The organism is Streptomyces catenulae (assembly GCF_000718015.1).
GTDB lineage: Bacteria > Actinomycetota > Actinomycetes > Streptomycetales > Streptomycetaceae > Streptomyces > Streptomyces catenulae.
Window position 1 is genome coordinate 36,408 of the sequence record NZ_JODY01000023.1, and the last position, 24,211, is coordinate 60,618.

Below are 24,211 nucleotides of genomic sequence, written 5' to 3' on the forward strand. Positions count from 1 at the left end.
ATGCGTGGACGCACATTCCAACGACCACTGACGACGACGAGGGACGGGCGAGCGCGTGGCCGATGCGGCAAGGTTCCGGTGGACTGAACGGCCGCGCGGGCGCCGGCTACGACGCGGCGCCGCGCTGTTCACCGGGGTGCCCCTGCTCATGGGCCTGGTGCAGCTCCCGCTGGCCCCGGCCGCGCACGCCGCCACCGGGCCGCGCACCGTCGACGTCAGCATCGACTCGCTGACCCCGCAGGCGCCCGGCAAGGGCGACACCGTCACCGTCTCCGGCACCGTGACCAACGAGAGCCGGACCACGGTCACCGACGCCCATGTCGCCGTCCGGCGCGGCCCGGCGCTCAACGGACGCAGCGCGCTCGACGCCGCCGCCCGGCGCACCGGCTTCTCCCCGGCCGAGGACGGGCCGGAGGTCAAGGGGCACACCGCCGACATCGACCCGCTGCGGCCCGGCATCAGCCGCTCCTTCTCGCTCCGCGTCCCGGTCAAGGACCTCGACCTCGGCGACGGCGGCGTCTACCAGCTCGGCGTCTCCCTCTCCGGCCGCCCGCAGGGCCAGTACGAGCAGGTGCTCGGCATGGAGCGGACCTTCCTGCCCTGGCAGGAAGGCGACTCGGGGAAGAAGACGCAGCTCACCTACATGTGGCCGCTGATCTCCTCCACCCATCTCACGGCCCAGACCGACGCCGACGCGCAGCAGACACCGGTCTTCCGTGACGACGATCTCGCCTCGGAGATCAAGCCCGGTGGCCGACTGCAGCAGATGGTCGCGCTCGGCAAGGACCTCCCGGTGACGTTCGTCATCGACCCGGACCTCCTCGCGACGGTCGAGGCGATGACGAAGCCGTACAAGGTGCACGGCCCCGACGGCCCCGCGGGCAAGAACCAGGCCGTCGCCAAGCAGTGGCTGAACGACCTCACGGAGGCGGTGAAGACCCACGAGGTCGTCGCGCTCCCGTTCGCCGATCCGGACCTCGCCTCCCTCGCCCACCAGGGCAAGAACGTGCCCAGCGCGCTCGGCCACCTCGGCCCGGCCACGGAGCTGGCGTCCACGACCGTCGACACGATCCTGGATGTGAAGCCGCGCACGGACTTCGCCTGGCCCGTCAACGGCGCGATCGACTCCTCGATCGTGGACGTCGCCACCTCCGCCGGTGCCCACAACGTCATCACCCGCAGCGACAGCCTGCGCGAGTCCGACCAGCTGACCTACACGCCCACCGCGGCCCGGCCGATCGGCGGCGGCAACACCGCCGTGGTCGCGGACGCGGGGCTGTCCACCGCCTTCGAGGGTGATCTGACCCAGAGCGGCCGGGCCACCCGCGCGGTCCAGTCGTTCCTCGCCCAGACCCGGCTGATCGGCCTGCAGGACCCCGGACGGCAGCGCAGCATCGTCGTCGCGCCGCAGCGGATGCCGTCCACCAGCCAGGCGCAGGCCATGGCCGCGGCGCTGCGGACGCTGGAGGCCACCGACTGGACGCAGCCGCTGGACCTCAGCGACGCCGCCAACGCCGAGCCCGACGGAGCGGCCGCCCGGCACGTCCCGAGCCGCGCCGCGTACCCGTCGTCGCTGCGCCGCCAGGAGATGCCCACCGAGGCGTTCCGCCAGATCCAGGAGACCCAGGCGGCGCTGGACGAGTTCCGGGTGAATCTGGACCGTCCCGAGCGCGTCGTGACGCCGTTCGGCAACGCGATCATGCGGGGCATGTCGACGCAGTGGCGCGGCAACCGCGCCGGAGCGGCCGCGTTCCGCGGCTCGGTGCGGGACTACCTCACCGAGCTGACGCGGAAGGTCCACCTGATCCAGAAGTCGAACGCCACGCTCTCCGGGCGCAGCGCGACGATCCCGGTGACGGTGCAGAACAACCTCCTCCAGGGTGTCGAGGGCATGACGCTGAAGCTGACGTCCTCGCAGCCGAACCGGCTGAGCGCGGGCGAGCCGCAGCGCATCAAGGTGGACGGCGGGCACAGCCAGTCCTTCAAGTTCGACACCACGGCGAACGCCAACGGTCCGGTCCGGGTGAACGCCCAGCTCTACACCGCGGACGGAAAGCCGTACGGTCAGCCGATGACGTTCGTCGTGAACGTCACGGAGATCACCGCGACGGTCATGCTCGTCATCGCGGGCGGTGTGCTGCTGCTGGTCCTGGCCGGTGTGCGGATCTACCTCCAGCGCAAGCGGGCGGCCGCCCGGAAGACGGGCGAGGGCCCGCAGGGCGGAGCGGGTCCGGACGACACCGACGGGCCCGGGGGTCCGGCCGGTCCGGACGGCCGCAACGGCACGGACGCGACCGACGACACGAGCGGCGAGGACGCCGGGCAGCCGAGTGACCCCACGCCGGACACCGGTTCGGGAAACTCCGGTCCGTCCGGCTCGGGTGAGAAAGTGGACCGTTGATATTTGGCGGGGCCGGAGGGCCGGCGACGGATGAGGTGGGGCAGCGATGAACGCGCCGTTTGACGGTGACCGCGGCCGGGGCGCCGAGGGCGACCCTGCGGGGCCGGTCCCACCGGCCCCGCAGGAGCCGTACGGCCTGAACGGCCGGAGCCCCTACGCGCAGGACGGCCCCCGCTACGAGGCGCCCCAGGGGCATGCCCCGGGGTACCCGGGCGGCGCGGTGCAGCCGCCGTCGGGCGCACCTGCCGAACCGTTCCCGCCGCAGCCCGCGGCCCCGTACGCCCCCGAGCAGCAGGGCTGGGGCGCTCCCGCGCCGACCGGTCCCGCGGGCCCGCCCGCCCCGGCGCCGTACGCCGACGCGGCGGAGACGGTGCAGTTCCCGGGGGTGGGCGACGGGTTCGGGCAGGAGGCGGAGCAGCAGCCGGAGTCCGACGCGTTCGCGCATCTCTTCCGTGATCAGCAGCCGTACGAGCCCCGCCGTCCGGTGGCGGCGGAGCCCGGCCCGGCGGCGCTGGTGCCCGAGACGGCGCCCGCCCCGGAGCCCCCGGCGCCCGAGCCGGAGCCGGTCGCGGCCGCCGGGAAGCAGCCCGGGGGCCGCGCCTCCGGTCTGCTCAAGTCCAGCGCCGTGATGGCCGCCGGAACGATGGTCTCCCGCCTCACCGGCTTCGTCCGCTCCGCGCTGATCGTCGCCGCGCTCGGTGGCGCGGTGCTGGGTGACTCCTGGCAGGTGGCGTACCAGCTGCCGACGATGATCTTCATCCTGACCATCGGCGGCGGTCTGAACTCCGTCTTCGTCCCGCAGCTGGTGCGCGCGATGAAGGAGGACGACGACGGCGGCGAGGCGTACGCCAACCGGCTGCTGACGCTGGTCATCGTCATCCTGGGCGCGCTCACGGTCCTGGCGGTCGTCGCGGCGCCGTTGCTCGTGAAACTTGTCTCGTTCGACATCTCACGCGATCCGGCGGCCAACGAGGTCGCCGTCGCGTTCACCCGCTACTGCGTGCCCACGATCTTCTTCATGGGGCTGCACGTCGTGATGGGGCAGATCCTCAACGCGCGCGGCCGGTTCGGCGCGATGATGTGGACCCCCGTCCTCAACAACATCGTCATGATCGCCACGTTCGGGCTCTTCATCTGGGTCTACGGCACCGCCAAGACCTCCGGCATCGGCGTCACCACCATCCCCGACGAGGGCATCCGCCTGCTGGGCATCGGCACCCTGCTCGGTCTCGTGGTGCAGGCGCTGGCGATGATCCCGTACCTGCGGGACGCGGACTTCACGTTCCGGCTGCGGTTCGACTGGCGCGGGCACGGGCTCGGCAAGGCCGCCAAGCTCGCGAAGTGGACGGTCCTGTTCGTCCTCGCCAACCAGGCGGGCGTCCTGGTCGTCACCCAGCTCTCCACCTGGGCCGGGAACACCGCGGACGGCCAGGGCCACCCCGGCACCGGCTTCATCTCGTACGCCAGCGCCCAGCTGATCTGGAACATGCCGCAGGCGATCATCACGGTTTCCGTGATGGCGGCGCTGCTGCCGCGGCTGGCCCGGTCGGCGGCCGACGGCGACACCGGCGCGGTCCGGGACGACATGTCCCAGGGCCTGCGGACCTCGGCCGTCGCCATCGTCCCGATCTCGTTCGGCTTCCTGGCCCTCGGCGTCCCGCTGTGCACCCTGGTCTACGGCTCGTCCGGCGCGGGCGTCCCGATGGGCTACATGCTGATGGCCTTCGGTATCGGCCTCATCCCGTTCTCGGTGCAGTACGTGATCCTGCGGGCCTTCTACGCCTACGAGGACACCCGGACGCCCTTCTACAACACCGTGATCGTCGCGGCGGTCAACGCCGCCGCCTCGGCCGCCTGCTTCCTGATCCTGCCCGCCCGCTGGGCGGTGATCGGCATGGCCGCCGCGTACGGCATCGCCTACATGATCGGCGTCGTGGTCGCCTGGCGTCGGCTGAGCCGCCGGATGAACGGTGACCTGGACAGCGCCCGTATCGTGCGCACGTACGCCCGTCTGGCGGGCGCAAGCATTCCCGCAACCGTCATCGCCGGTGCGGCGGTGTACGGCATCATGCAGGGACTGGGCAGTGGATTCCTCGGGTCGCTGGCCGCGCTGATCGTGGGTGCGGTCGCCCTCCTGGGGGTCTTCTACGTGGCCGCGCGGAAGATGCGCATCGAAGAGATGACGGCGCTGGTCGGCATGGTCCGGGCCAAGCTGGGGCGCTGAGGCACAACCATCGACCGCCACCGCGTGTCGTGCATAGTGGCGGACTGTGGGCACAATTGTCGTGGCTCATTGAGCCTGCAACGGATGGGGAGGCAGGAACGACGGTGGCGGAACGGAGCACGGCTGCCGTCGACGTGGCCGACACGAGCGGTGACCAACCGCTGGCCGCCAAGGCGGAGAAGGCCACGGACGACGGTGCGAAGCCCGACAAGGCGTCCGACGCGGAGAAGGAAGCCGTCGGCACCGATGACGCGGCCGCAGCAGCCGACGCACAACCTTCCGAGCTGCACAGCGGCCACAAGCTCGCCAAGCGCTACCGCTTGGAGGAGTGCGTCACCCGGCTGGAGGGATTCAGCAGCTGGCGTGCGGTCGACGAGAAGCTGCGCCGCGCCGTCGGGGTGCACATCCTGCCCGCCGACCACCCACGGGCCCGCCCGGTGCTGTCGGCGGCCCGTTCCGCGGCGCTCCTCGGCGATCCGCGCTTCGTGCAGATCCTCGACGCCGTCGAGGAGAACGACCTCGTCTACGTCGTCCACGAGTGGCTGCCCGACGCCACCGATCTGGCCACCGTCCTCGCCGCGGGTCCCCTGGAGCCGCACGACGCCTACCAGCTCGTCAGCCAGGTCTCCCAGGCGATGGCCGCCGCCCACCGCGAGGGCCTGTCGCATCTGCGGATCAACCCCGGGTCGGTGCTCCGCACGGAGTCCGGGCAGTACCGCATCCGCGGCCTCGCGATCATGGCGGCGCTGCGCGGACTCACCTGCGACGAGCCGCAGCGCTCGGACACGGAGGCGATCGGCGCGCTGCTCTACGCCGCGCTGACCCAGCGCTGGCCGTACGAGAACGACGCCTACGGCATGTCCGGTCTGCCCAAGGGCGTCGGACTGATCGCTCCCGACCAAGTGCGGGCCGGTGTCCACCGCGGTCTGTCCGAGCTGGCCATGCGCGCGCTGGTCAACGACGGGGCCACCGCGTCCCGCCAGGAACAGCCGTGCACCACCCCGGACGAGCTGGCCAAGGCGGTGGCGGCGATGCCCCGCATCCGGCCCCCGGAGACGGCGTTCACCACCCCGCCGCCGTACCAGCGGACCCAGTACCAGCAGGGCAGCTACGGCCAGCCGGCGCGCAACCACCAGATGAACCGCGCCACCCAGCCCGTGCCCACGCCGCCGCCCCCGCTGCAGAGCCGCACCGGCAAGGCGCTGAAGTGGTGTGTCTCCGCGCTGCTCATCGCGGCGCTGGGGCTGGGCAGCTGGCAGCTGGCGGACACCCTGCTCAAGCAGGAGAACGACACCTCCGGCAGCGGGACCCCGCAGGCCAACTCGCACCACAACACCAAGCCGAACGGCAAGCCGCTCAAGATCGAGGACGCCGCCGAGTACTACCCGGACGGGCGCCCGCAACATCCCGATCAGGTGCGCAACACCTTCGACAAGGACTCCAGCACCTACTGGCGGAGCATGAGCTACCGCGACGGTCCCGACATGAACCCGCACTTCAAGCAGGGCGTCGGCATCGTCTACGACCTCGGCTCGGAGCAGCGGGTCGGTGGTGCGTCGATCGATCTGCACTACGCGGGCCCGCACACCAAGATCACGCTCTACGCGGCGCCGTCCCTGTCGCCGTCCACCCCGCTCGGTTCCATGAAGCGCATCGGGGGTGCGGACACCTCGGAGACCGTCGCGAAGGTCAGCCTCGACTCCCCGGCGAAGGCGCGCTACGTCTTGGTGTGGATGACGGCGATGCCCTACGCGCCGGGCGACGACTTCAGCGGCGCGGGCTACAAGCAGGCCATCCGGGAGATCTCCTTCACCGGCTGAGCAGGGTCCTCATCAGAAGATCCCTTAGGCATCACAGGGGCCCGGTCGATCCGTCGACCGGGCCCCTGCGCTCTCCGCCCGCCGGACGGATCGACCGGTACCACCGGTTATCCCCCGCATTCCGGAACAAGCCCGGTTTTCCCCGCGCACGAATACCGCATTTCTCCCCCTTTACCGCAAGCCACCGCGGCGCGGGCTCATTTGCGCTGGTCAGTGGCCTTCTTGTGAGGCCGTGCACCCGCCGTTTCATTTACTTTCGCCAGGCGGCGGGCTTCAATGGGGCGGGGGAAAGAGCACCTGTGGGAGGGCCGTGCGCGCCGAAGATGACGAAGCAGCCACGTCGAACGACGCCGAGCTTCTTGCGCTGCACGTCAAGGGTGATCCCGATGCCTTCGGGGAAATCGTCCGACGCCACCGTGACCGGCTCTGGGCCGTCGCGATCCGCACCCTCGGCGACCGCGAAGAGGCCGCCGATGCCGTACAGGACGCGCTGGTCTCCGCGTATCGGGCCGCCCACACCTTCCGCGGGCAATCAGCCGTCACCACGTGGCTGCACCGCATCACGGTGAACGCCTGCCTGGACCGGGCCCGCAAGGCGGCCTCCCGGCGGACGTCGCCCGTCGCCGAGACCGATCAGCTGGATCAGCTCCTGGAGCCGCAGGAGTCGGCCGAGGTACCGGCGGAGCGCCAGGACCTCCACCGCGAGTTGCTCGGCGCGCTGCGTACCCTTCCGGAGGAACAACGCGCCGCGCTCGTCCTCGTCGACATGCAGGGCTACCCCGTCGCGGAAGCGGCGGCCGTCCTCGATGTGCCCACGGGCACGGTGAAGAGCCGCTGCGCACGCGGTCGGGCCCGTCTGCTGCCGCTGGTCCGGCATCTCAGGGCCGACGACGGAAACGGAACGGCGGGAACGGCAAGGAACCAGGAGCCGGGGGGATCCGTCCCACCGACACCAGGACCGAACGACACAGGTGCCGTGAAGGGCGGAGGTGGGCGAGCGTGACGTCGACAACCGGCACGGATGAGCACCCGGAGGTCGCGGAGATCTCCGACCTGGCGGAGGGCCTGCTTTCACCGGCCCGTACCGCCGAGGTCCGCGCACACCTGGCGTCGTGCGCACTCTGCGAGGACGTCTTCGCCTCCCTGGAGGAGATCCGGGGCCTGCTCGGTACGCTGCCCGGCCCGGTGTCCATGCCCGCCGAGGTGGCCGGGCGTATCGACGCCGCTCTCGCGGCCGAGGCGCTGCTGAACGCCGCGCCGGAGCCCGCTGTTTCACGTGAAACGTCCGACGGTCCAACGACGGCTTCCGTTGCCGGATCCCTTCCCGAGCCCCGTGAAACCCCTGACCCGGTCGGCGATGTTTCACGTGAAACAGTCGCGGACACCGCCGATGTTTCACGTGAAACAGAGGCCACGCCTCCCTCCCCGGGCGCCGATCGGCCCGCCGGACGCCCCCGCGGCGCCACCGGCCCCGGGCGGCGTACCCCGGGCGGCCGCGCCCCCCGGTCCCGCCGCTGGCCCCGCGTCCTGCTGGGCACTGCCGCTGCCGCCGCTCTGATCGGGGTGGGCGGGATCGTCGTACAGAGCTCCTCGACCGAGACCGGCGACGACGGTGGGTCGGACCGGCAGACCACGGCGACGGACAAGGGCACCGCCACCCCCGGGGAGCTGTCCTCCGCGACGCTCGCCACGCAGGTCCACAAGCTCCTCGCCACCAAGGGCGCGCAGAAGGTCCCGGAGATCGGCACCCGCAGCGAACCGGAGACCCCGATGCGCGGCGGGAACGCCACCGTGCCGTCCTGCGTCAGCAAGGGCATCGGCCGCCCCGAGGCCCCGCTCGCCGCCCGGCAGGACACGTACGAGGGCAAGAACGTCTATCTCGTCGTTCTCTCGATGCCCGCCGACCCGAAGCGCGTCACCGCCTACGTGGTCGACGCCTCCTGCATCTCCGCCACGCCACCGGCGCCCGGGGATGTTCTGCTGAGCCGTTCCTACCTCCGGGACTGATCGGCCTCTGTGCGCTGCGGCACGCCGGGAATGCTCGGCCCGTAGGATCCGTTGGGTGGGGTGAGAGTTCCCAGAGCCCCAGCAAGCAGTCGGCAGAGACAAGGAAGACACCCGTGAGCGACGTCCGTAACGTGATCATCATCGGCTCCGGGCCCGCGGGATACACCGCTGCGCTCTACACCGCCCGTGCTTCCCTGAAGCCGTTGGTGTTCGAAGGTGCCGTCACCGCCGGCGGTGCGCTGATGAACACCACCGACGTGGAGAACTTCCCCGGTTTCCGGGACGGCATCATGGGCCCCGACCTCATGGACAACATGCGGGCCCAGGCCGAGCGTTTCGGCGCCGAGCTGGTGCCGGACGACATCGTCGCCGTTGATCTCTCCGGAGAGATCAAGACCGTCACCGACACCGCCGGTACGGTGCACCGCGCGAAGGCCGTCATCGTCACGACCGGCTCGCAGCACCGCAAGCTGGGCCTGCCCCGTGAGGACGAGCTCTCCGGTCGCGGCGTCTCGTGGTGCGCCACCTGCGACGGGTTCTTCTTCAAGGACCAGGACATCGCCGTGATCGGCGGCGGCGACACCGCGATGGAGGAGGCCACCTTCCTCTCCCGGTTCGCCAAGTCCGTGACGATCGTGCACCGCCGCGACACCCTGCGGGCGAGCAAGGCGATGCAGGAGCGCGCCTTCGCCGACCCGAAGATCAAGTTCGTGTGGGACAGCGAGGTCGCCGAGATCCAGGGCGAGAACAAGCTCTCCGGCCTGACGCTGCGCAACCTCAAGACCGACGAGACCTCCGAGCTCCCGGTCACCGGCCTGTTCATCGCGATCGGCCACGACCCCCGCACCGAGCTGTTCAAGGAGCAGCTGAAGCTCGACGACGAGGGCTACCTCAAGGTCGACGCCCCCAGCACCCGCACCAACCTGCAGGGCGTCTTCGCCGCCGGTGACGTGGTGGACCACACCTACCGCCAGGCGATCACCGCCGCCGGTACCGGCTGCTCCGCCGCGCTCGACGCCGAGCGTTTCCTCGCGGCGCTCGCCGACGGCGACGCCACCCCCGAGCCCGAGAAGACCGCGGCCGTCTGAGCCTGCGGTTCCCGACTTTCCACCACCCCTGAAGCAGAAGGAGACTGCCATGGCCGGCGCCACGGTTACCGTTACGGATGCCAACTTCGAAGAGGTCGTCCTCAAGAGCGACAAGCCCGTTCTCGTGGACTTCTGGGCCACCTGGTGCGGCCCGTGCCGTCAGGTTGCCCCGTCGCTGGAGGCCATCGCCGCCGAGCACGACGAGATCGTCATCGCCAAGCTGAACACCGACGAGAACCCGGCCACCACCGCCAAGTACGGCGTCATGTCGATCCCGACCATGAACGTCTACCAGGGCGGCGAGGTCGTGAAGACCATCGTCGGCGCCAAGCCGAAGGCCGGTATCGAGCGCGAGCTGTCGGACTTCCTCGTCTGAGCGAGACACCCCGATGTTTCACGGGAAACGGGCCTGCCCCTGCGGGGCGGGCCCGTTTCTCATACGGTCGCGTTCACAACGGCCGTAGTGCGGGCTCCTTCTGCACCGCCCCCAGCAGCCGGTCGAGCGCCAGCTCCACGTCTTCCTTCCAGGACAGCGTCGACCTCAGCTCCAACCGCAGCCGCGGGTACCGGGAGTGCGGACGTACGGTCTTGAAGCCGACGGCCAGGAGATGGTCGGCGGGCAGAACACACGCCGGTTCGGACCACTGGGCGTCACCGAAAGCCTCGATGGCCTTGAAGCCCCGCCGGATCAGGTCCTTCGCCACCGTCTGCACCATCACCCGGCCCAGCCCCTGCCGCTGAAAGCCGGGCACCAACCGGGCGGTCAGCAACTGCACCGCATCGGCGGACACCGGGCTCGTGGGGAACGCCATCGCACGCGGGACATACGCGGGCGGCGCATAGAGCACGAAGCCGGCCGGAACGTCGTCCACGTAGACCACACGCCCGCACGACCCCCAGTCCAGCAGGACGGCGGAGAGCCAGGCTTCCTTCTCCGGACCGGCGCGGCCCGCCGCCACCGCGGCGTCCCCGCTGACCGGGTCCAGCTCCCAGAAGACACAGGAGCGACAGGGCTTGGGGATGTCCGCAAGGTTGTCCAGGGTGAGCGGTACGAGCCGACGGCCCATGGCGCCAGATCCTCACTTCTCTCGCCCGCCGCACGCGGCCGCCCTCCGCACCGTCGGCGCCCGGCGAACCGCGGCGCCGCCCCGGCAGCCGGGCCGGACCCGACGGCGAGCGGTTCCGTGCGGCTCACCGATCGCATGGCCCGCTCACCGATGTGAGGGCACAGGGTGTGTGAGCCACTCCGCTCGCATCGTATCCAGCCTTCCGTGACGGGAGTACCGCGAGAACGCAAAGGGCGGGCCGTGTCCCGGCATCCCTCCGTTACACGGCCCGCCCTTTCGGCGGCGGTCAGCTCACTTCTTGCTGTCGTTCTCCTGGGAGGCGCCGAGCACGGGGCCTTCGCCCGGGGCGAGGGTGCCCAGGATGCGCTCCAGATCGTCCATGGAGGCGAACTCCACGACGATCTTCCCCTTCTTCTGACCGAGGTCGACCTTCACCCGGGTCTCGAAACGGTCCGACAGCCGGGAGGCAAGACCGGTGAGCGCGGGGGAGACCCGGGCACCGGCCCGGGGGCCCTTCGCCTTCGCTTTGGCAGCCGGTTCCGATGCCTGGAGCGCCACGATCTCCTCGGTGGCACGGACCGACAGCCCCTCCGCGACGATCCGCCGGGCGATCTCGTCCTGTACCTCGGCGTCATCGACCGAGAGCAGCGCCCGGGCATGCCCCGCGGAGAGCACCCCCGCCGCGACCCTTCGCTGCACGGACGCGGAGAGCTTCAGGAGCCGCAGCGTGTTGGTGACCTGCGGGCGGGAGCGCCCGATCCGGTCCGCCAGCTGGTCATGTGTGCAGGCGAAGTCCTTCAGCAGCTGGTCGTAGGCCGCGGCCTCTTCCAGCGGGTTGAGCTGTGCCCGGTGCAGGTTCTCCAGGAGCGCGTCGAGCAGCAGCTTCTCGTCGTCCGTGGCCCGGACGATGGCGGGGATCTTCGCCAGCCCCGCCTCGCGGCACGCCCGCCACCGGCGCTCGCCCATGATGAGCTCGTACCGGCCGGGCGACGCCTGCCGCACCACAACCGGCTGCAGCAGACCCACCTCGCGGATGGAGGTGACCAGCTCCGCCAGCGCGTCCTCGTCGAACACCTCACGCGGCTGGCGGGGGTTCGGCGTGATCGCATCCAGCTCCAACTCGGCGAAGTACGCACCCGCGACCTCCGCACCCGCCGCCGGAGCCCCCGCGGAAGGCTCGGCTGTTTCACGTGAAACAGCCGCCGTCGGCAGCGCGGCCACCTTGGCCGCCGCCACTCCCCGTTCCGGCGCCAGCACCGGAACCGCCGACGGCGATGTCGCACCGCGACCCACCGCCGTACCACCCTGCTCGGCGCTCTGCGGCGCTGCGGGAATCAGTGCACCGAGCCCACGGCCCAGTCCCCTACGTCGTTCGCTCACTGCGTCCCCTCCGGCGTACCGTGCTGCGGTTCATAGTTCACACTCAGTTCCTGTGCCGCGGTACCACCCGCGCCGCGCAGGGCAATCTCTCTCGCCGCCTCCAGATAGGAGAGCGAGCCGCTGGATCCCGGGGCGTAGGTGAGCACCGTCTGGCCGTAGCTGGGCGCTTCGGAGATACGCACCGATCGCGGGATGCTCGTGCGGAGCACCTCTTTCCCGAAGTGGCTGCGCACCTCCTCGGCAACCTGGGAGGCGAGCCGCGTACGGCCGTCGTACATCGTGAGCAGGATGGTCGAGACATGGAGCTTGGGGTTGAGATGGCCCCGCACCAGTTCGACGTTGCGCAGCAGCTGCCCCAGCCCCTCCAGCGCGTAGTACTCGCACTGGATCGGGATCAGTACCTCGGCTCCGGCCACCAGCGCGTTCACGGTGAGCAGGCCGAGCGAGGGCGGACAGTCGATGAGGACGTAGTCCAGCGGCTGTTCGTACGCCTGGATCGCGCGGAGCAACCGGCTCTCCCGCGCCACGAGGGAGACCAGCTCGATCTCGGCACCGGCCAGATCGATGGTCGCCGGAGCGCAGAACAGGCCCTCGACATCGGGAACCGGCTGCACCACGTCCGACAGCGGCTTGCTGTCCACCAGGACGTCGTAGATGGAGGGCACTTCGGCGTGGTGGTCGATCCCGAGTGCGGTGGAGGCGTTGCCCTGCGGGTCGAGGTCGATGACCAGGACGCGCGCTCCGTGCAGCGCCAGCGACGCCGCCAGATTCACGGTCGTCGTGGTCTTGCCCACGCCGCCCTTCTGGTTGGCGACCACCATGACGCGTGTCTGCTCCGGGCGGGGCAGTGCCTCGCCCGAGCGGCCAACTGCCTGCACCGCCAGCTGAGCTGCACGACCGATCGGGGTGTCGTCCATCGGGGACGGCGTTTCACGTGAAACATCCTCCCCGAGCGACTCGCTGCGGGGACCGGGGACCGGATCGGTCATCGGTCCCGCGATATTGGCGTCGGACCGCAAGGATTCACTCTCCTCGACATCAGGCTCACAGTCCTCTGAGCCTGCCATGCTTTCGGTACCACGAACCAGTGAGGTCCGCTCTCCTGTGGATGAACCCACGTCTGTGGACACCTTCGTGCCCCGTGTGGGTTTTCGGTCCCGCGGCTCGGCTGAGGCTTGCCCACGCACGAGGATCCCTTGCAGCAGAGAACGACGTTTCACGTGAAACACGATGCCAGCGCCACGCCCGAATAGGACGCGACACTCCGCCTTGCCTCATTTGCCTGGACCGCGCGGTGGGCGCCCCTCGACGATCGAGGATGCGCCCACCGGTGCAATGACGGCTCCGCCGCGGTCGGATCAGCGGCGGCGCCCCCGCGACGCACGGCTGGGACGGGCCGCCTTGGCGCGCTTCGCGGCGAACCGCACACCGCCGGGGCTCTCCCCGACCTCGACCCGGACCACGGTCGACAGCGGATCCACCACGCCCTCGCCGACGTGCACCACCGAGGTCTCCACCACACCCAGCTTGCTCAGGGCCGCCCGGGCGCTCTTCAGCTCCTCCTCCGCGGTGTCCCCCTTGAGCGCCAGCATCTGACCGTACGGACGCAGCAGCGGCACACCCCAGCCCGCCAGCCGGTCCAGCGGTGCCACCGCACGCGCGGTCACCACATGCACCTGCGGCAGCTTGCCCATGACCTCCTCGGCCCGTCCGCGGACGACCGTCACATGGTCCAGGCCCAGCAGCTCGACGACCTCCTGGAGGAAGTTCGTCCGCCGCAGCAGCGGCTCCAGCAGCGTGATCTTGAGGTCCGGGCGGACCAGGGCCAGCGGGATGCCGGGCAGGCCCGCGCCCGAGCCGACGTCGCAGACCGAGACGCCCTCGGGGACGACCTCGGAGAGCACCGCACAGTTCAGCAGGTGCCGCTCCCACAGCCGTGGCACCTCTCGGGGGCCGATCAGGCCCCGGGTCACACCGGCGTCGGCGAGCAGTTCGCCGTACCGCACGGCCTCCGCAAAGCGCTCACCGAATACCTCCCGCGCCTCTTTCGGCGCGGGAGGGAGCTCCGCTGCTGCCTCCGTCACGGGAACCGCCCTTCCTCTGGACTGCTGCTGGTGCTGCCGGAACCGGGGTTTTCCCCGGGATAACACAGAAGGCTGACAAGATTTGGCCCCGCCTGGCGTGCAGACGGGGCCAACGACACGGGGGTGGGGAGGGTCAGGCCGGAAGGACGACCACGCGCCGCTGCGGCTCCTCGCCCTCGGACTCGCTGCGCAGCCCCGCCGCCGCCACGGCGTCGTGGACGACCTTGCGCTCGAACGGCGTCATCGGGTCCAGCTTCACGGGCCGACCGGTCTCCTTCGCCTCGTCCGCCGCCTTGGCGCCCAGCTCGGCCAGCTCCTCGCGCTTCCGCGCCCGGAACCCGCCGATGTCAAGCATCAGACGGCTGCGGTCACCGGTCTCCCGGTGCACGGCGAGGCGGGTCAGCTCCTGGAGCGCCTCCAGCACCTCGCCGTCGCGACCCACCAGCTTCTGCAGATCGCGGCTGGTCGAGTCGCTGATGATCGACACGGCGGCGCGGTCGGCCTCGACGTCCATGTCGATGTCGCCGTCGAGGTCGGCGATGTCCAGCAGACCCTCGAGGTAGTCGGCCGCGATCTCGCCTTCCTGCTCCAGGCGGGTCAGGGTGTCGGTGCCCTTGGCGGCAGGGGTCGTGTCCGTCACGAAAGGACTCCTCTTACTTCTTGGACGGGTGCTTGGGGCGCTGCTGGCCCTTGCGCTGTCCGGACTTGGTGGTACGGGATCCGGAGGAGCTGCCCTTCTCGGCAGCGCCGCCCTTCCCCTTGCCGCTCTCGGTGGACGTGCTGCCCTGCGGGGACTTCTTCTCGGGCGACTGCTTCTCCTCGTCGCCCTGTGCACCCGACTGCGAGCTGGCCCGGGTGCGGGAACCGGCGGGACGCGCGGCGGCGGGACCGGCGGGCGCCTGACGCTTGGACTTCGGCTGGCGCTTGGGCTGCTGGCGGTTCTGGCGCGCCTCCTCGGCAGCCTTCTTCGCCTCGACCTCGGCCGGGTCCTCGACAACCTTGCCCTTGGCCCGCAGCCGCTCCTGACGCTCCTGGAACGCCTTGCTGCCGGGGGTGGGGTTCCGGCGGATGACGAACATCTGCTGGCCCATGGTCCACACGTTGGTGGTCAGCCAGTAGACGAGGACACCGACGGGGAAGTTGATACCGAAGACGGCGAACATGATCGGGAAGACGTACATCAGCATCTTCTGCTGCTGCATGAACGGCGTCTTCACCGTCAGGTCGACGTTCTTCGTCATCAGCTGGCGCTGCGTGTAGAACTGCGACGCCGACATCAGGACGATCATGATGACGGTGACGACGCGGACGTCCGTCAGGGAGGCGCCGAGCGCCTCGACCTTCTGCGCGGAGTCCATGAACTTCACGGACAGCGGGGCACCGAAGATGTGCGCCTGCTGGGCGCTCTCCAGCAGCGGCTGGTCGATGACGCCGACGACCTTGTTCTGCGCGATGTGGTTCAGAACCTGGTACAGCGAGATGAAGAACGGCGACTGGGCCAGGATCGGGAGACAGCTCGAGAGCGGGTTGGTGCCCGACTCCTTGTAGAGCTTCATCATCTCTTCGGACTGGCGCTGCTTGTCGCTCTTGTAACGCTCCTGGATCGCCTTCATCTTCGGCTGGAGCGCCTGCATGTTCCGCGTCGCCTTGATCTGCTTCACGAAGAGCGGGATCAGGCAGATACGGATCAGCACCACCAGCGAGACGATGGACAGACCCCACGCCGCGCCACTGTTCTTGTCGAAGATCAGGCTGTAGAACGAGTGGAACTGGACGATGATCCAGGAAACGGCGTAATAGAGGGGATTCAGGATCGTGTCCACGAATCAGGCTCCTTGGGCATTGGGCTGAGTCTCGGGCTGGGCGACGACGGGCTCAGAGGCGGTGGGCCCGCCCAGGCGGCTCCTCAGCCGCTGATGCCACACCGGACGCTTCCGGGGAGGTACGTGGTCGACACCACCGAGCGACCACGGGTTGCAACGCAGAATGCGCCAGGCGGTCAGCGCAGTCCCTTTCACCGCGCCATGCCGGTCGATGGCGGTGTAGCCATAGTGCGAACACGACGGGTAGTACTTGCAGACCGGGCCCAGCAAGGGGCTGATGGTCCACTGATACAGCTTGATCAACAGCAGCAGCGGGTACTTCACTGTGCGCTCCCTCCCGGTCCCCGGTCGGGGATCCGAGGGTCGCCCCCCTTGGGATGGCAGCCGCGCGGCGCCTCGCCCAGCAGCCGCTTCAGGGCGGCGTCCAGGTCGCGGGCCAGCTGTTCGTGGTCCGCCTCACCCGCGCCGGGCAGTGCCCGTACCACAACCAGGCTACCGGCGGGCAGGAGGGACAGCCGATCACGCAGAAGATGACGGAGTCGGCGCTTGACCTTGTTGCGGACGGTTGCGCCCCCAACGGCCTTGCTGACGACGAAACCCGCACGCGCGGGGGAAACGTGTTCCCCCGCTGCGTGCGGGTCCGTTGCACCGCTACGTAGATGAACGACAAGGAGCGGGCGCCCGGCCCTGCGTCCCCGGCGTACCGCGGTCGCGAAGTCCTCGCGCCGCCTCAGCCGATGTTCGGTAGGCAGCACGTCATGGACCTAGGGTCTGGCTGCTCAGGCCGACAGGCGGGCGCGACCCTTGCCACGGCGGGAGGCCAGGATGGCGCGACCGGCGCGGGTCCGCATGCGCAGACGGAAGCCGTGGGTCTTCGCACGACGGCGGTTGTTCGGCTGGAAGGTGCGCTTGCTCACTCGGGGGCTCCAGGAATGCTTGTTGCCTCTTGCGAGACAGATGTGGGGCGTCGACTGGCTGTCACCGTGCGCCCACGAGTAGCTCGCAACGCCCAAGTGCACCGCTTCTTGACCACTTGATGCGGTCTTTGCCCATCGGAGGCAGGCGGCAGCAGCCATCGACAACTCGACCTGGTCACGGTACGCGCGACTACGCCATCCGGTCAAACCACCAGCCGATCACCCCGGACCGGGGCCGACCGGGACACACTATGCACAGCCTGTGGACAACAACTTGAATCCCCAGGCCCGGCCTGACTACCGTGGCTGAACTCCGATTACTTCCCGCCCGTCCTGAGAATCACACATTCGTGGGACTGCTGAGAGAGCGTGTTCCGTGGCTGATGTACCTGCCGATCTTGCCGCAGTGTGGCCGCGTGTACTCGACCACCTCCTACGGGCGGACGCCGACGGCCTCAAGCCCAAGGACCAGGACTGGCTGAAGCGCACGCAGCCGCTGGCGCTGGTCGCCGACACCGCGCTGCTCGCCGTCCCCAACGAATTTGCCAAGGGCGTGCTCGAAGGCCGGCTGGCGCCGCTGATCGGCGAGGCCCTCAGCCATGAGTGCGGCCGCCCGATCCGGATCGCGATCACCGTCGACGACTCCTCCGAGGAGCCCGCGGCGCCCGCCCCGCAGCCGCAGGCCCCTCAGCATCCGCAGCAGGGCCAGCACCCGCCGCACCAGCCGCCGCACGAGTCGTACGAGGGGTACGACGGACGGCAGAGCTACCCGCGGCAGGGCGACGATCTGCACATCCGGCCCGCCTACCCGGACTACTCCCCGCACCAGCAGCCCCGGCACGAGCCCGGCTCCTGGCCGCAGCACTCCTCCGCGCTGCCGCCCGCGCCCGGTCCGCGCGAGGACTACGGCTGGCAGCAGCAGCGCCTCGGCTTCCCCGAGCGGGATCCGTACGGCACGCCGCCGCCCGCCCACGTACAGCAGCAGGGCGACTACCGCGGGCAGGCGCCCGAGCATCCCCGGGCGCAGCGCTCCGAGGGGCGTGACCCCTATGACCCGCAGGCGCAGCGGCGGGACGCCGCCGAGCACCAGTCCGGGCGCCACGCCGGTCCCGGTTCGTCGCTGCCCGCGCCCAGCGGTGCGCCCGGTCCGCTCGCGGCGCAGCCTGCGCCCGCGACCGGCCCCGGGGAGCCGACCGCCCGGCTGAATCCGAAGTACCTCTTCGACACCTTCGTCATCGGGGCGTCGAACCGCTTCGCGCACGCCGCGGCGGTCGCCGTCGCGGAGGCTCCGGCCAAGGCGTACAACCCGCTGTTCATCTACGGCGAGTCCGGGCTCGGCAAGACGCATCTGCTGCACGCGATCGGGCACTACGCGCGGAGCCTGTATCCGGGGACCCGGGTGCGGTACGTGAGCTCGGAGGAGTTCACCAACGAGTTCATCAACTCCATCCGCGACGGCAAGGCGGACGCGTTCCGCAAGCGCTACCGCGACATGGACATCCTGCTCGTCGACGACATCCAGTTCCTGGCGAGCAAGGAGTCGACGCAGGAGGAGTTCTTCCACACCTTCAACACGCTGCACAACGCCAACAAGCAGATCGTGCTCTCCTCGGACCGGCCGCCCAAGCAGCTGGTGACCCTGGAGGACCGGCTCCGTAACCGCTTCGAGTGGGGGCTGATCACGGACGTCCAGCCGCCCGAGCTGGAGACCCGGATCGCGATCCTGCGGAAGAAGGCGGTGCAGGAGCAGCTGAACGCGCCGCCCGAGGTGCTGGAGTTCATCGCGTCCCGGATCTCGCGCAACATCCGCGAGCTGGAGGGCGCGCTGATCCGGGTGACGGCGTTCGCGTCGCTCAACCGGCAGCCGGTCGACCTCGGGCTCACCGAGATCGTGCTGAAGGACCTGATCCCCGGCGGTGAGGACGCCGCGCCGGAGATCACCGCGACGGCGATCATGGCGTCGACGGCGGACTACTTCGGGCTGACCGTCGACGACCTGTGCGGCTCCTCGCGCAGCCGGGTGCTGGTGACGGCCCGGCAGATCGCGATGTATCTGTGCCGGGAGCTGACGGATCTGTCGCTGCCGAAGATCGGCGCGCAGTTCGGCGGGCGGGACCATACGACGGTGATGCACGCCGACCGCAAGATCCGGGCGCTGATGGCGGAGCGCCGGTCCATCTACAACCAGGTCACCGAGCTGACCAACCGCATCAAGAACGGCTGACGCGGCGCCGGTGGTGGTGCGCCCAGGGCGCTCCGGGAGATCCCGGGGCGCCCTCCGTGCTTCCGGGGCCGCCGCACCGGCCCGGGCGGCCTCTCTGTCCTCTTCCCTGCTTCTTCTGCGGCTCTCCCCGTGCCCCTTGCCTGTGCCTCTTCCGTCCTCGTACCCGCCCGCGTCCGGGGGCGCCGCGGGGTGGTCCGGCTTCGCTGTGCGGCGTTCTGCGGTGGCGGTGCGGCCGTCCCCCGGTGGGGTGGAGAGGCGCCGAAAGGGGGCCGGGGAGGGGGTCCGAGCCCGTCGGTGGGGGTTCCAAACCTGTGGAGGACGCCCGGCTCTGTTCGATTCCGGGGGAGGACACGGCCTCTCTCCACAGATTGGGGGAAAATCTTCCGTCCACACCCTGGGGACTGGAAAGTTATCCCTGTGCTGTCCACAGGCCGGGCTTCTGACGGATCATCGGGCGAGGTCAGGTGGGTGTGGATTTGTGGCAAACCGTAATCCACAGGCTGTGGACAGAGCGTCCGTCCACAGGGGGCCGTTCGGGTTGTCCACCGGCTGCCCACAGGCTGGGGGCGGTTGTCCCCAGCTTCTCCACACCCCTGTCCACTGTTCGGCAACGCGACACCGGCTCTCACCGTCCCGAGTGAAAGCGGTCACATCGACACCGGGGGTTGGGCTGTGGGGAACGTGGGTAAAACTGGGGACGGCGCTGGGGAGAAGTCGCCTTCCCCTGTGCATGGGGTGTGCAGAACTTTCGGCGGTCCACAGATCCGCCCGGTTATCCACGACCGCCACCCACAGGCCCGGTGGATAAAAAATCCGCGTTGACCTGCGAAAAGGCAGTTGTCCACGGTTTCCACAGGCCCTACTACTACGACCACGGATATCTACCGGGGAACTCGTTCGGAAACGGGGCCTGTGCACAACTCGCGCTCGGAGCGCCGACCGCCCGCCGAGCGGACTTGACCCCGAGCAGCAACGGCTGTCGGTGGCGTACGTCAGACTGGAATCCGGCAACTCAGCCGACGACGAAAGCCAGCAGGGCGAGAGCCAGCAACAGCAGGAGGCGGTTTCCGGTGAAGATCCGGGTGGAGCGCGATGTACTCGCGGAGGCAGTGGCCTGGGCGGCCAAGAGCCTCCCGGCCCGTCCGCCGGTGCCCGTCCTCGCGGGCCTGCTGCTGAAGTCGGAGGACGGCAAGCTGTCGCTCTCCGGCTTCGACTACGAGGTCTCGGCGCGGGTCTCGGTCGAGGCGGAGGTCGAGGAGGAGGGCACCGTCCTCGTCTCCGGCCGTCTGCTCGCCGACATCTGCCGGGCGCTCCCCAACCGCCCGGTGGAGATCTCCACCGACGGTGTCCGCGTCACCGTCGTCTGCGGCTCGTCCCGCTTCACCCTCCACACCCTGCCGGTGGAGGAGTACCCGGCCCTGCCGACGATGCCCACCGCCACCGGCACCGTCCCCGGTGAGGTCTTCGCCGCCGCCGCCGCGCAGGTGGCCATCGCCGCCGGTCGTGACGACACCCTGCCGGTGCTCACCGGTGTGCGGATCGAGATCGAGGGCGACACCGTCACGCTGGCCTCCACCGACCGGTACCGCTTCGCCGTCCGCGAGTTCCTGTGGAAGCCGGAGAACCCGGACGCCTCCGCCGTCGCGCTGGTCCCCGCCAAGACGCTCCAGGACACCGCCAAGTCGCTGAGCAGCGGTGACACCGTCACGCTGGCGCTGTCCGGCTCGGGTGCGGGCGAGGGCCTCATCGGCTTCGAGGGCGCCGGGCGCCGGACGACGACGCGGCTGCTCGAAGGCGATCTGCCGAAGTACCGCACGCTCTTCCCGACCGAGTTCAACTCCGTCGCGGTGATCGAGACCGCGCCGTTCGTCGAGGCGGTCAAGCGTGTGGCGCTGGTGGCCGAGCGGAACACCCCGGTGCGGCTCAGCTTCGAGCAGGGCGTGCTGATCCTGGAGGCAGGCTCCAGCGACGATGCACAGGCTGTGGAGCGCGTCGACGCCGACCTGGAGGGCGACGACATCTCGATCGCCTTCAACCCCGGCTTCCTGCTGGAGGGCCTGTCGGCGATCGACTCCCCGGTCGCGCAGCTCTCCTTCACCACGTCCACCAAGCCCGCGCTGCTCAGCGGCCGTCCCGCCAAGGACGCCGAGGCGGACGAGACGTACAAGTACCTGATCATGCCGGTGCGGCTCTCCGGCTGACGGTCGCGTTCCAGGGCCGACCGGGGCTCCCGGTCGGCCTTCCGCGTCCCCGGGCGGGCGCCGCCGATGAGCGCTCGGGCCCACAGGTGTGCACGCACCACCCGGCGTAGGCTCGGACTCGGGTACGAACAGCAACGACTACGTGCAAATGAGGGTCTCTGATGGAGCTCGGTCTCGTCGGTCTCGGCAAGATGGGCGGCAACATGCGCGAGCGCATCCGCCGCGCCGGCCACACCGTCGTCGGATACGACCGCAACCCCGATCTCGCGGATGTCCACAGCCTGGAAGAGCTTGTGGGCAAGCTCAAGGGTCCGCGGGTCGTGTGGGTCATGGTCCCGGCCGGTGACGCCACCCAGGCGACCATCGACGCGCTCGGTGAGCTGCTGTCCGAGGGCGACATCGTCGTCGACGGCGGCAACTCCCGCTGGACCGACGACGAGAAGCACGCCGAGGAGCTGGCGGCCAAGGGCATCGGCTTCGTCGACTGCGGTGTCTCCGGTGGCGTCTGGGGCCTGGAGAACGGCTACGCGCTGATGTACGGCGGCTCCGCCGAGGACGTCGCCACGGTGCAGCCGATCTTCGACGCGCTCAAGCCCGAGGGCGAGTTCGGCTCCGTGCACGCAGGCAAGGTCGGCGCCGGGCACTTCGCGAAGATGGTCCACAACGGCATCGAGTACGCGATGATGCAGGCGTACGCCGAGGGCTGGGAGCTGCTGGAGAAGGTCGACTCCGTCACCGATGTGCGTGAGGTCTTCCGCTCCTGGCAGGAGGGGACGGTCATCCGTTCCTGGCTGCTCGACCTCGCGGTCAACGCCCTCGACGACGACGAGCACCTGGACAAGCTGCGGGGCTACGCCGCCGACTCCGGTGAGGGCCGCTGGACGGTCGAGGCGGCGATCGACAACGCCGTGCCGCTGCCCGCGATCACCGCGTCGCTGTTCGCCCGCTTCGCCTCCCGTCAGGAGGACTCGCCGCAGATGAAGATGATCGCGGCGCTGCGTAACCAGTTCGGCGGCCACGCCGTCGAGAACAAGAAGTAACCAGCAGGTCCGCAGCCGCGGGAGGTCGGCGCAGCTCCATGCACGTCACGCATCTGTCGCTCGCCGACTTCCGCTCGTACGCCCGGGTCGAGGTTCCGCTCGAACCGGGCGTCACGGCGTTCGTCGGCCCCAACGGCCAGGGCAAGACCAACCTCGTCGAGGCGGTCGGCTATCTGGCGACGCTCGGCAGCCACCGGGTCTCCTCGGACGCGCCGCTGGTGCGGATGGGCGCCGAGCGCGCGATCGTCCGCGCCGCCGTCGCCCAGGGCGACCGGCAGCAGCTGATCGAGCTGGAGCTGAACCCGGGCCGCGCCAACCGCGCCCGGATCAACCGCTCCTCCCAGGTGAAGCCGCGCGATGTGCTCGGCATCGTCCGTACGGTGCTCTTCGCGCCGGAGGACCTCGCGCTGATCAAGGGCGACCCCGGGGAGCGGCGGCGGTTCCTGGACGAGCTGATCACCGCGCGGGCGCCGCGGATGGCCGGGGTGCGCGGCGACTACGACCGCGTCCTCAAGCAGCGCAACACCCTGCTGAAGTCCGCCGCCCTCGCCCGGCGCCACGGCGGCCGCACGATGGACCTCTCCACGCTGGACATCTGGGACCAGCACCTGGCGCGCGCCGGGGCGGAGCTGCTGGCGCAGCGCCTCGACCTGATCGCCGCGCTGCGCCCGCTGACCGACAAGGCGTACGGCCAACTGGCGCCCGGCGGCGGCCCGGTGGGCCTGGAGTACCGCGGTTCGGCGGGCGAGGCGATGGCCCGCGCGACCAACCGCGAGGAGCTGTACGGCGCGCTCCTGGAGGCGCTGGGCGAGGCGCGGAAGAACGAGATCGAGCGCGGGGTGACGCTGGTCGGCCCGCACCGTGACGATCTGCTGCTGAAGCTGGGCGAGCTGCCCGCGAAGGGGTACGCCAGCCACGGCGAGTCCTGGTCGTACGCGCTGGCGCTGCGGCTGGCCTCGTACGACCTGCTGCGGTCGGAGGGCGAGTCGCCGCAGGTGCCGGAGGGCGGCGGGCGGCGCAGCGGCGAGCCGGTGCTCGTCCTGGACGACGTCTTCGCCGAGCTGGACGCGCGGCGCCGGGAGCGGCTGGCGGAGCTGGTGGCGCCGGGCGAGCAGGTGCTGGTCACGGCGGCGGTCGAGGACGACGTACCGGGGGCGCTGGCCGGGCGGCGGTTCGCGGTGTCCGGCGGCACGGTCCGCGCGGAGACGCCGTGAGCGACGGGTCCGCGGAGGAGCCGAAGGCGCCGGAGCTGTCGGGTATCGATCTGGCCCGGCAGGCGCTGGTGGCGGCGAAGGAGCAGGCGCGGGCGCGGGGCGCCGCAGCCCAGCAGAAGAAGCAGGCGCGCCGCGGCGGGCTGCGCTCCGGGGCGCGCGCCGACGGCCGCGATCCGCTGCCGCTGGGCGCCGCGATCAACCGTCTGATCACCGAGCGCGGCTGGGAGACCCCGGCGGCGGTCGGCGGGGTGATGGGCCGCTGGCCGCAGCTGGTCGGCCCCGAGGTGGCGCAGCACTGCGAGCCGCAGCGGTACGACGAGGACGCCCGGGTGCTGACGGTGCAGTGCGACTCGACGGCGTGGGCGACGCAGCTGCGGCTGCTGGCGCCGCAGCTGGTGCGGCGGCTCAACCAGGACCTGGGCCAGGGCACCGTGAAGCTGATCAAGGTGCTGGGTCCGGGCGGTCCGGCGCGGCGGTACGGACCGCTGCGCGCGCCCGGCTCCACGGGCCCCGGGGACACGTACGGCTGAGGCGGTTCGCGCCGCCCGGGACGGTTGTACACAAGGGTTGTGGATGAGACTCCGCTCACGGTTGCGACCGGTTGACAGTCCGAAGCGCTGAGTGCCGGTTTGAACGTCCTCGGGCCCCGTTCCAGATATGGGGAGTCGGTGGACGTGAGTTCAGGGCGGCACATGCGGACTCAGGTACCCGCAAAGCCCCA

20 protein-coding genes and 1 pseudogene are annotated in these 24,211 nt (G+C 70.3%); 12 read left to right on the plus strand and 9 right to left on the minus strand.

Translation table 11 applies throughout. The annotated features are described in order from the left end of the window. Positions 1–148 precede the first annotated feature (148 nt). The 7 genes from IF23_RS0120290 to trxA all read left to right on the plus strand — a co-directional run bounded on the left by IF23_RS0120290 (position 149) and on the right by trxA (position 9,916). Positions 149–2,401: a DUF6049 family protein gene (locus tag IF23_RS0120290; RefSeq protein ID WP_037678862.1), complete on the plus strand. Its 2,253-nt coding sequence runs from the start codon at positions 149–151 to the stop codon at positions 2,399–2,401. Positions 2,402–2,447: 46 nt separating this feature from the next. Beyond that, complete coding sequence (gene murJ / locus IF23_RS0120295; RefSeq protein WP_030285655.1) at positions 2,448–4,625, plus strand: murein biosynthesis integral membrane protein MurJ; 2,178 nt, start codon at positions 2,448–2,450, stop codon at positions 4,623–4,625. Between the two features lie 104 nt (positions 4,626–4,729). Continuing rightward, a complete protein-coding gene (locus IF23_RS0120300) occupies positions 4,730–6,445 on the plus strand; it encodes a protein kinase family protein (protein WP_030285656.1) in 1,716 nt (571 codons plus the stop codon). A 310-nt stretch (positions 6,446–6,755) separates the two neighbouring features. After that, entirely contained in the window at positions 6,756–7,448 is a 693-nt protein-coding gene (gene sigM / locus IF23_RS0120305) for an RNA polymerase sigma factor SigM (protein WP_030285657.1), read from the plus strand. Beyond that, complete coding sequence (locus IF23_RS0120310; protein ID WP_030285658.1) at positions 7,445–8,452, plus strand: anti-sigma factor family protein; 1,008 nt, start codon at positions 7,445–7,447, stop codon at positions 8,450–8,452. Before sigM ends, IF23_RS0120310 begins: the two co-directional genes overlap by 4 nt. A gap of 113 nt (positions 8,453–8,565) precedes the next feature. After that, positions 8,566–9,540, plus strand: coding sequence for a thioredoxin-disulfide reductase (gene trxB, locus IF23_RS0120315; protein ID WP_030285659.1), 975 nt, complete (start codon positions 8,566–8,568; stop codon positions 9,538–9,540). 49 nt (positions 9,541–9,589) lie between these two features. Next, complete coding sequence (trxA, locus tag IF23_RS0120320) at positions 9,590–9,916, plus strand: thioredoxin (RefSeq protein WP_030285660.1); 327 nt, start codon at positions 9,590–9,592, stop codon at positions 9,914–9,916. A gap of 73 nt (positions 9,917–9,989) precedes the next feature. Here trxA and IF23_RS0120325 read toward each other — a convergent pair whose 3' ends face one another. The 9 genes and pseudogenes from IF23_RS0120325 to rpmH form a co-directional block, all read right to left on the minus strand. After that, on the minus strand, positions 9,990–10,607 hold the full coding sequence (locus IF23_RS0120325; RefSeq protein WP_030285662.1) for a GNAT family N-acetyltransferase: 618 nt from the start codon (positions 10,605–10,607) through the stop codon (positions 9,990–9,992). Between the two features lie 291 nt (positions 10,608–10,898). After that, complete coding sequence (locus IF23_RS0120330; RefSeq protein WP_030285663.1) at positions 10,899–11,987, minus strand: ParB/RepB/Spo0J family partition protein; 1,089 nt, start codon at positions 11,985–11,987, stop codon at positions 10,899–10,901. Then, positions 11,984–13,054 carry an AAA family ATPase gene (locus tag IF23_RS0120335; RefSeq protein WP_078654116.1) on the minus strand — a complete coding sequence of 357 codons (1,071 nt, stop codon included), beginning with the start codon at positions 13,052–13,054 and terminating at the stop codon, positions 11,984–11,986. The genes IF23_RS0120330 and IF23_RS0120335 overlap by 4 nt, the downstream gene beginning before the upstream one ends. A gap of 291 nt (positions 13,055–13,345) precedes the next feature. Next, on the minus strand, positions 13,346–14,071 hold the full coding sequence (gene rsmG, locus IF23_RS0120340; RefSeq protein WP_030285667.1) for a 16S rRNA (guanine(527)-N(7))-methyltransferase RsmG: 726 nt from the start codon (positions 14,069–14,071) through the stop codon (positions 13,346–13,348). Positions 14,072–14,204: 133 nt separating this feature from the next. Then, positions 14,205–14,711: a Jag family protein gene (locus IF23_RS0120345; RefSeq protein WP_030285668.1), complete on the minus strand. Its 507-nt coding sequence runs from the start codon at positions 14,709–14,711 to the stop codon at positions 14,205–14,207. Between the two features lie 13 nt (positions 14,712–14,724). Next, positions 14,725–15,894 (minus strand): membrane protein insertase YidC, encoded by a 1,170-nt coding sequence (yidC, locus tag IF23_RS0120350; protein ID WP_030285670.1) that lies wholly within the window; start codon positions 15,892–15,894, stop codon positions 14,725–14,727. Positions 15,895–15,897: 3 nt separating this feature from the next. Continuing rightward, positions 15,898–16,218: a membrane protein insertion efficiency factor YidD gene (gene yidD / locus IF23_RS0120355; RefSeq protein ID WP_030285673.1), complete on the minus strand. Its 321-nt coding sequence runs from the start codon at positions 16,216–16,218 to the stop codon at positions 15,898–15,900. Between the two features lie 62 nt (positions 16,219–16,280). Continuing rightward, positions 16,281–16,649 (minus strand): annotated as a pseudogene (gene rnpA / locus IF23_RS32865) (ribonuclease P protein component); the annotation flags it as partial. A 24-nt stretch (positions 16,650–16,673) separates the two neighbouring features. Then, positions 16,674–16,811 (minus strand): 50S ribosomal protein L34, encoded by a 138-nt coding sequence (gene rpmH / locus IF23_RS0120365; protein WP_003949374.1) that lies wholly within the window; start codon positions 16,809–16,811, stop codon positions 16,674–16,676. 376 nt (positions 16,812–17,187) lie between these two features. Here rpmH and dnaA point away from each other — a divergent pair, with 376 nt between their 5' ends. The 5 genes from dnaA (at position 17,188) to IF23_RS0120390 (ending at position 24,020) form a co-directional block, all read left to right on the plus strand. After that, positions 17,188–19,035, plus strand: coding sequence for a chromosomal replication initiator protein DnaA (gene dnaA, locus IF23_RS0120370; protein WP_078654118.1), 1,848 nt, complete (start codon positions 17,188–17,190; stop codon positions 19,033–19,035). A gap of 1,070 nt (positions 19,036–20,105) precedes the next feature. Continuing rightward, entirely contained in the window at positions 20,106–21,236 is a 1,131-nt protein-coding gene (gene dnaN, locus IF23_RS0120375) for a DNA polymerase III subunit beta (RefSeq protein WP_030285679.1), read from the plus strand. 161 nt (positions 21,237–21,397) lie between these two features. After that, positions 21,398–22,276: a phosphogluconate dehydrogenase (NAD(+)-dependent, decarboxylating) gene (gene gnd / locus IF23_RS0120380; RefSeq protein WP_030285681.1), complete on the plus strand. Its 879-nt coding sequence runs from the start codon at positions 21,398–21,400 to the stop codon at positions 22,274–22,276. A gap of 38 nt (positions 22,277–22,314) precedes the next feature. After that, positions 22,315–23,490 carry a DNA replication/repair protein RecF gene (recF, locus tag IF23_RS0120385; RefSeq protein ID WP_030285683.1) on the plus strand — a complete coding sequence of 392 codons (1,176 nt, stop codon included), beginning with the start codon at positions 22,315–22,317 and terminating at the stop codon, positions 23,488–23,490. Beyond that, on the plus strand, positions 23,487–24,020 hold the full coding sequence (locus IF23_RS0120390; protein ID WP_030285685.1) for a DciA family protein: 534 nt from the start codon (positions 23,487–23,489) through the stop codon (positions 24,018–24,020). Before recF ends, IF23_RS0120390 begins: the two co-directional genes overlap by 4 nt. The last annotated feature ends 191 nt before the right edge of the window (positions 24,021–24,211 follow it).